Consider the following 6,699-nt stretch of genomic DNA (forward strand, 5'->3'; position numbering starts at 1 on the left):
AATGCGTGGTGTCCAGGACCGAGACTTCTTCATATTCCGACTGGTCAAACTCTACGCCTAAAAATTTAACACTTCTAACTGCCAAATTTAACATATGCACCGCCATTTCGGCTTGACCCTGTAAAATTTCTTGCTCCCTTTTTGCACACCGGATATTGCCATATATTGCGCCGATTTGGGGTAGGAGGCAAAAAGCAAAACCTCCGAAAATCGTTGATTTTCAGAGGTTTTCTTCGATTTGATAAATCTTATCGTGATCCGCCTGGGGTTGGCGAATCTTATGCTTTGCATTGATAATCAAGTTGTTGGCATTGCTCTTCCTGTGGTGTACACGTTACGCACACGACAGTGTTTCAATGTTCTTCGTCATTTTTCATCCGATAGTGCAAATTTAATCATTTTCCGCGATGTACACGCTATCCTAAATGTTAAAGTTTCTGCAATCGGAATCAGCATATTAGCCGTTATACTGCTGTCAAATCTCAATTATCTTGTCTCTCTTGGAATCTCAGTGCTCGTTTGAGGGATGTTCGGAAAGGACTTCATCGCAGGCTGTGTCTCCGATAATCACAAAGTTGTCAGAGAAGTCGGCAAACGCTTCCCTGAATTTTTCAAGTCCTCCTACCATTTTATTTTATTCATCATTATTGCAATTTCTTTCTCAACCCGTGGGTCGTTATCATCTTTCAATGTCAGGAACAATGACAATTTATCCACATAGCCGGAAGTGCCTGACGGCGGATACTTCCATATCTCGATGCGCTGTGTATCTTCAAAAGAGTGCAATTCGGGTATGGAGTATTTATGTTCACGCACCCACTCCGCAGTCAAAACTCTTGTCGGGACATCCTCCGGGACGAGCATTGAGTAATGCGACAGAGCCGAGATTCCGCCAATATCTCCTTCGGGAAATACATCTGATGTGTATTCTATGCTTTTGATTGGATCAATTAGATTGGTTGACGCCTTATCCCAAAGTTCTTTCCCTGACAGTTCAAACACAAGTTTCTTATTCCTGCTGCCTTCCAGACTAACCAATCCCAATGCTTCAAGTTGCTTTATGGATTTGGCGATTGTCTTATATTTATAAGGTACTTTATCCTCCAACTCTTTAAGCGACAAACCGTCAAGGCTCTCGATCTGTAGATGATAAAAAAGAATATATTGTGTTGACGGATAAAACAATTCTTTAATCTCACTTTTTGTTGACAGCCTGTTGATAATCAAGGTAGGCACAAATGCAAATTTATCGGCTACGATAAAATACACTCCTTGCTCCACTAATCGGTCACGCTCATAAGTCAATAAATTGTCAAAGTAAAATACAGCCGGAATATGCTTGATGCTTTCAATTCTTTCCGAAATCTTACGACGCTGCACATTGGTATAATCCATTTCACCTTTGGCCACAAGCAAAAGCATAACCTGCCCATTGAAATCAAACTGCATCATCTTGAAATTTGCAATGAGTTCAAGCCACAGACCTTTTTGGTCTTGCTTGGATAGATTCCGAAGCTCTATCTGCTGTCCGGCGATTGTTATCTCCTTCATGTTCTACGATATTTTGCATTATTCTCCGAGTGTTGGAGAATAATGCAAAATTGCGGAGAATAATCTAATTTTACAAATATATCAGGATTCATTTTTTTAACAGGGACACATTTTACATCAATCCCAGTTATAATACACCGTGGTGTTCAATGTCATTGAACACTGCAAGGTATATGAATTAATTCGGAATAACACGCTCCTCCTTAATTTCGGCAATAGAACCTTGCTTATTGCCGAAATTAAGTTATTGTGATAGCCATGCTTTTTCCCCATCGTGCCGTGGTGTTGACGAGCGAACACACTTCATACTATACTGACAAAATCAGACAATTCCCAGCTCTTTGAACATTGAGCCTATTTCGGAATAGGTATAATCCCGTTCTCCGTCAATCAGGCATTTCTCAGATTTCAGGGCATTCTCAATCGCCCTTACCCAATCACCGCCTTTCTTCTGGAAATATTGATGCAATGGATGTGTCCTGAAAAACCGTTGAGTTTTTTCATATCCACATATCCGGCAAAGCTCGTCCTCTATGCTTTTTGAATCGGCATAATTTTGTCCCGTATATCTGAAATAATAAAGGAAGAACAGTTCAGTGCAGCGGTCAGTCTCAAAGAAACGGACTTCATAATTGAGCCCCTTTTTCTCATTGTGGACCTTCTTGCCATGATATTTCCGTTTCAATTCAGAATAGGCTGCCCAACTTGTCGGGTCTTTCTTCTTATTGTCCATGTCGATAAGACAAAAAATCCTGTCATATCCGATTGCTATTGCAGATTCAATCGAGCGTTCCAATTCACGCAGGCTCGTATTCTTCGGAGTGTCCGGTTTGATGCTCTGTAACTGGCGGAACTCATCCTTCAATGAATTGAGATAGAAGAACTCCGTAGGGCCTTCGCCGATAATCACAGTGGTTTGTTTCCTTACTTTTGGCATGGCTCATTTCTGATTTAAGATGAACGGCGAACCCAACACAGGTTTTGACCCAAACCGACCGATACGATAGGAATTGTAGAGTGAGTGTTCCCTGCGGAGGCCGAGTTTGTCAGCGCGGGTATATTCAGATGCCGCCGTTTCAGATGACTTCTCTACGAACCACACTGATTGACGGTTTTCATTAAACTGATCTTCTGAAAGCAATGTCATCTCCTGTGTTGTGAAAAACAACTGCGATTGGCACGAATTGGCAAGGAAGACCTGAATATAATACAGTAGCAGATCATAATGCAAATCCTCGCCTAATTCGTCAAGCATATAGATATGGTCTCCGGTTATGGCATTATACAGATAGTTAAGATCAACCAGATATTTAATTGTTCCGGCAGACTGTGTGGAGAGAGGCAACATGAAGTTACCTTCATCTGATGTATTTACAAACTCCACATGGTTTTCAACGCCATCCGATATGACGCTGAAATTTGAAATATTGAAATCAGCCTTTTTCAACATCTGTATGAAGAATTCTTTCTTTTTCTCATTCTGACTTACCTCTTTCAGAAGAGAGACGAGGCTTCCGCCGTCATTGTTGACTCCATGTACATGGGACTTAATCCAATTGTACAGTGCCGCAATCTTACATGCGTCTTCCGGCAAGGACACTTTTCCATATGTGGAGAGGACCGAATGATTGTTGAGAGTATGCTCTTTCAGAACCCGGAGCGTCTTCGCCTTTATGCCAATGCTTGTTCCAAATTTAATCTCGCATTGTCTGTCTTCGCCGACAAACTCGCGTTCATAAAACAGAGACTTGCTCTTATTGGGATAGTAATTCAATTCCTCCCTTATGATATGGCTTCCGAGATATAAAATCATGTAATCATATCTGACACCGTCGGCATAAAAAGACACGAACATCTTTGTCGGCTGATCCTTGGTCAAAGCAAAAGGCATTTCAGAATGCACCCTTTCATTTCGGTCTTTACGGTCAATGAACATAAGCTCAAAAGCGTTCTGCATCGCTTTGAGCATATTCGATTTACCCGAAGCGTTGGCTCCGAATATTATTCCCACACGGCCAAGATGAACACCTTTTGTGATTTCGGCACTCATCCAGTTTCCATCATCGCCGTCCGTCTCAAAGTTCATCGTTTGACGTTCCCGAATTGACAGGTAGTTTTCAGTCCAGAATTCGCGTATCATTTTGTATTATACCTAAAATTCAAGCCCATATTGCAGGCCAACTGCAAAATTAGCCATAATTTTTGGTGTTTCCAAGAAAATCAAGGCTAAATACGGTCAATGCTTTATTCAGATGCGATTTTCAGAAATATAAACTCCAGAGAGGTACGACGGCTGGGCTTGTCATCGCACAGCGAGGCAATGTCTGGTAATGGCAATGCCGTCCGCGGCGTTTGCCGGAGGCTGCTCTACCGCCGACCGCATTACCTGAGAATGAGAGCGGGCTAAACACCGAGTTGCTGAACGCCGGAGCCGGAGCTTCGCCAATCCTGCTCTTGCTTATCTGCAACTCCGTATTCTTAACGCCCGCTCCATTACCCGTTTCGTTTAGCCGTCGCGCCATTCTTCCGTTGTCAGCACTCCACGATGCGAAAGATTGTGACGGCCTCTGTGCATTACGGCATGCCTCCATTTCCTGATTCCGTCACATACATTCGCCTTTCCGGGAGTGTGGCATTTCAAATTTCATGTAGGTAACACTTCAACTGATTTTAGAAAAAACATTTCCGTATGTCGGTTATTCTGTGTCTCCAAAGAGGCAACTTCGGCTCTATGTTTATTCGGCAATTTCAGCATAATGCAATCATCTATTGGAAAGCATATTCGCTCGTGATGGAATAACGTGCCGGTAACGGGCTATTCTTTTGCCGCCTGTCAGAAAAATCTCCAGCCCTACGGGTAGTATTTTCCTGCCGTCGGCGAACAGCCCGCTATTTCCCGTCACGCAGGGATAATAAACGAGCGAACATACTTCAAACAGTGATTAGACGCATTAAGCGGAAAATCAAATAAAAAAATATCGCCTTATGACACAAAATAACCGACATATTAGAAATTCGAGCTTCACACCATCACCAGCTCATACCGCATTAAGACGGCTGACTAAGGTGGTCGGGATAATACTCGGAATAGTAATCGGGATTGTTCTTTGGGTGGTAGTGAAACCGATGATAAGAGGTATAGGGTGGCTCATCAGCATACTAACCCTTATTGCAATGATATACTTTGTCTTAACATTCTAAAATATATACGACTATGGCAAACGAAATGAAATCATCAAACGCAGTTATGGAGGTTGTCCGTAACTATATGGAGGAGCGTTGCGCAAGCGACCCTATCCTCGCTATCAAGTACGCAAATCCGGCGAAGTCATTGGAAAAGGCACTGAACTATGTGGCTCACGAGGTGCAGAAAAGCGGACTCACCATTATGGACTCGGATAGCGTGTTCTCTCTAATCCTTCATTATTACGATGAAAATTTGGAGGATGTCCCCAATGTCAACTGCAAGATAGCGGTTGCAAAGGAACTCACCGACACTGAGAGAGCCGAGGCAAAGGAACAGGCTATGGAGCAGTACAAGGAAGAACAACTCCGCGAAATCCGCAGACAGAACCAGCCGAAGGCAACCGCACCCAAGCACACCGCCACCGCACCGAAAGCAGGTGCAGAAATCAATGTTCAACCCAATCTCTTCGGAGATGACTTCTAAAGCATACGACTATGAAACCGAGAAATAAGAAGCAAGAGCAGATATTGGCAATGAGTGGGCAGCTTCGCCCACTCACCACCGCCCAAATGCAGTGGGCACTGACCCATACAATCGACAACTATGCCCTTAGATTCAAGAAAGGGAAAGCCGTGTGTCTGATATGCGGTCACGAGTGGGAAGCCGAGGAAGGAATGTGCCGTTGTCCCCATTGTGGCGCAAAGGTTGAGGTCAAGGCTACCACCCAGCGAGTTGTAAGGGATAAATCCTACTTCATCATCGTCACCGCAGTCAAGGGTTTTCAAGTAATCCGAATGTTTCTGATGATTGTGGAGTTCCGCAAAGGAATGAAGGCAAATCCCGGCTTCATTGAAATCGGCTCCTATTGGATTGACAAGCACGGACACACCACCGTAGTGGGGCTTCAGCGCACATTGGGTCACTACATTGACTCATTCGCTTTCGGCTCTCCATTGGAAATCAGACACGACAATGACGCATTCTGGCACATCGCCAACCAATGGGTCTATCCAAGGACAAAGGTCACTGACACCATCAAACGTAATGGCTACACAACCTTTACCTATGGCGCACACCCCGTGATGATGTTTCAGCAGTTGCTCACCAACCCCAAGGCTGAGACTCTGATGAAAGCCGGAGAGGAAGGATTGTTCCGTTACCTTTGCCACCACCCTAAAGAGGTTGACAAATATTGGGACACAATCAAGGTGGCACGCAGGGCAGGTTACAAGATTGACGACCCTCAGATGTGGTTTGACTACATCAAGATGTTGGATAGAATGGGCAGAGACCTCCATTCCCCCACGTTGGTAGCACCCAAAGACCTCAAAGCCGTACACGATGAATATGTGGCAAAGGCTGAACGTCAGCGTATCAAGGAGCAGAGAGAGAAAGACCGCAAGAGAGCGGAGGAAGATGAAGCCAAGTTTGAGGAACTCAAAGGCAAATACACCGGATTGGTTATGACAGACGGAGAAATCGTTGTCCATACCCTAAACTCCGTAGCCGAGTATTATGATGAGGGAAGCCGTCAGCACATCTGTGTAGGTTCATCGTCCTACTACCTCAAAGAGAACACATTGGTATTCTCCGCCAAAATCAAGGACAAGACAATCGCCACGATTGAAATCTCCCTCAAAGACTACTCAATCATTCAATGCAGGGCATTCGCCAACAAGGTCTGCCAATATCAAGACCGCATTACCAAAATTATCAGCGACAACATCAAGATGATAGCAGAGAGAAAGAGAGCATAAGTTTAACCCGACCTCCACCGCACCGGTGGAGGTCACAATCAAAACATTATATGTGCAATTCTGAATATGACTTCTTAATTCCCAAGTTGGGACAAGAACTCATTGATGTCCCATTAAAATCGGAAAGAGTACTTTGAAATTGTTGAAATTTAGTTTGTTGGAAAAGATTTTGGTGCGAACGGACTTGATTAGTATATTACGGTT

The 6,699-nt window shown here is 43.9% G+C and carries 5 protein-coding genes; 2 read left to right on the forward strand and 3 right to left on the reverse strand.

Annotated elements, in window-relative coordinates; translation table 11 throughout:
- Positions 1-621: 621 nt before the first annotated feature.
- The 3 genes from QGT73_RS16585 to QGT73_RS16595 all read right to left on the reverse strand — a co-directional run bounded on the left by QGT73_RS16585 (position 622) and on the right by QGT73_RS16595 (position 3,691).
- A complete protein-coding gene (locus tag QGT73_RS16585; RefSeq protein WP_068960722.1) occupies positions 622-1,551 on the reverse strand; it encodes a hypothetical protein in 930 nt (309 codons plus the stop codon).
- A gap of 322 nt (positions 1,552-1,873) precedes the next feature.
- On the reverse strand, positions 1,874-2,488 hold the full coding sequence (locus QGT73_RS16590; RefSeq protein ID WP_068960721.1) for an RloB family protein: 615 nt from the start codon (positions 2,486-2,488) through the stop codon (positions 1,874-1,876).
- Positions 2,489-2,491: 3 nt separating this feature from the next.
- Positions 2,492-3,691 carry an AAA family ATPase gene (locus QGT73_RS16595; RefSeq protein ID WP_068960720.1) on the reverse strand — a complete coding sequence of 400 codons (1,200 nt, stop codon included), beginning with the start codon at positions 3,689-3,691 and terminating at the stop codon, positions 2,492-2,494.
- Between the two features lie 1,086 nt (positions 3,692-4,777).
- Here QGT73_RS16595 and QGT73_RS16600 point away from each other — a divergent pair.
- Positions 4,778-5,221, forward strand: coding sequence for a PcfK-like family protein (locus QGT73_RS16600; protein ID WP_157755893.1), 444 nt, complete (start codon positions 4,778-4,780; stop codon positions 5,219-5,221).
- Positions 5,222-5,232: 11 nt separating this feature from the next.
- On the forward strand, positions 5,233-6,495 hold the full coding sequence (locus tag QGT73_RS16605; protein ID WP_068960718.1) for a PcfJ domain-containing protein: 1,263 nt from the start codon (positions 5,233-5,235) through the stop codon (positions 6,493-6,495).
- Positions 6,496-6,699: the final 204 nt, after the last annotated feature.

This window comes from Duncaniella muricolitica (genome assembly GCF_910574735.1).
Classification (GTDB): Bacteria; Bacteroidota; Bacteroidia; order Bacteroidales; family Muribaculaceae; genus Duncaniella; species Duncaniella muricolitica.

Bases quoted from the DNA above. Each gene is read 5' to 3' on its own strand.
- QGT73_RS16600 (WP_157755893.1), top strand. From the start codon at position 4,778: ATGAAATCATCAAACGCAGTTATGGAGGTTGTCCGTAACTATATGGAG.
- QGT73_RS16605 (WP_068960718.1), top strand. From the start codon at position 5,233: ATGAAACCGAGAAATAAGAAGCAAGAGCAGATATTGGCAATGAGTGGG.
- QGT73_RS16590 (WP_068960721.1), bottom strand. From the start codon at position 2,488: ATGCCAAAAGTAAGGAAACAAACCACTGTGATTATCGGCGAAGGCCCT.
- QGT73_RS16595 (WP_068960720.1), bottom strand. From the start codon at position 3,691: ATGATACGCGAATTCTGGACTGAAAACTACCTGTCAATTCGGGAACGT.
- QGT73_RS16585 (WP_068960722.1), bottom strand. From the start codon at position 1,551: ATGAAGGAGATAACAATCGCCGGACAGCAGATAGAGCTTCGGAATCTA.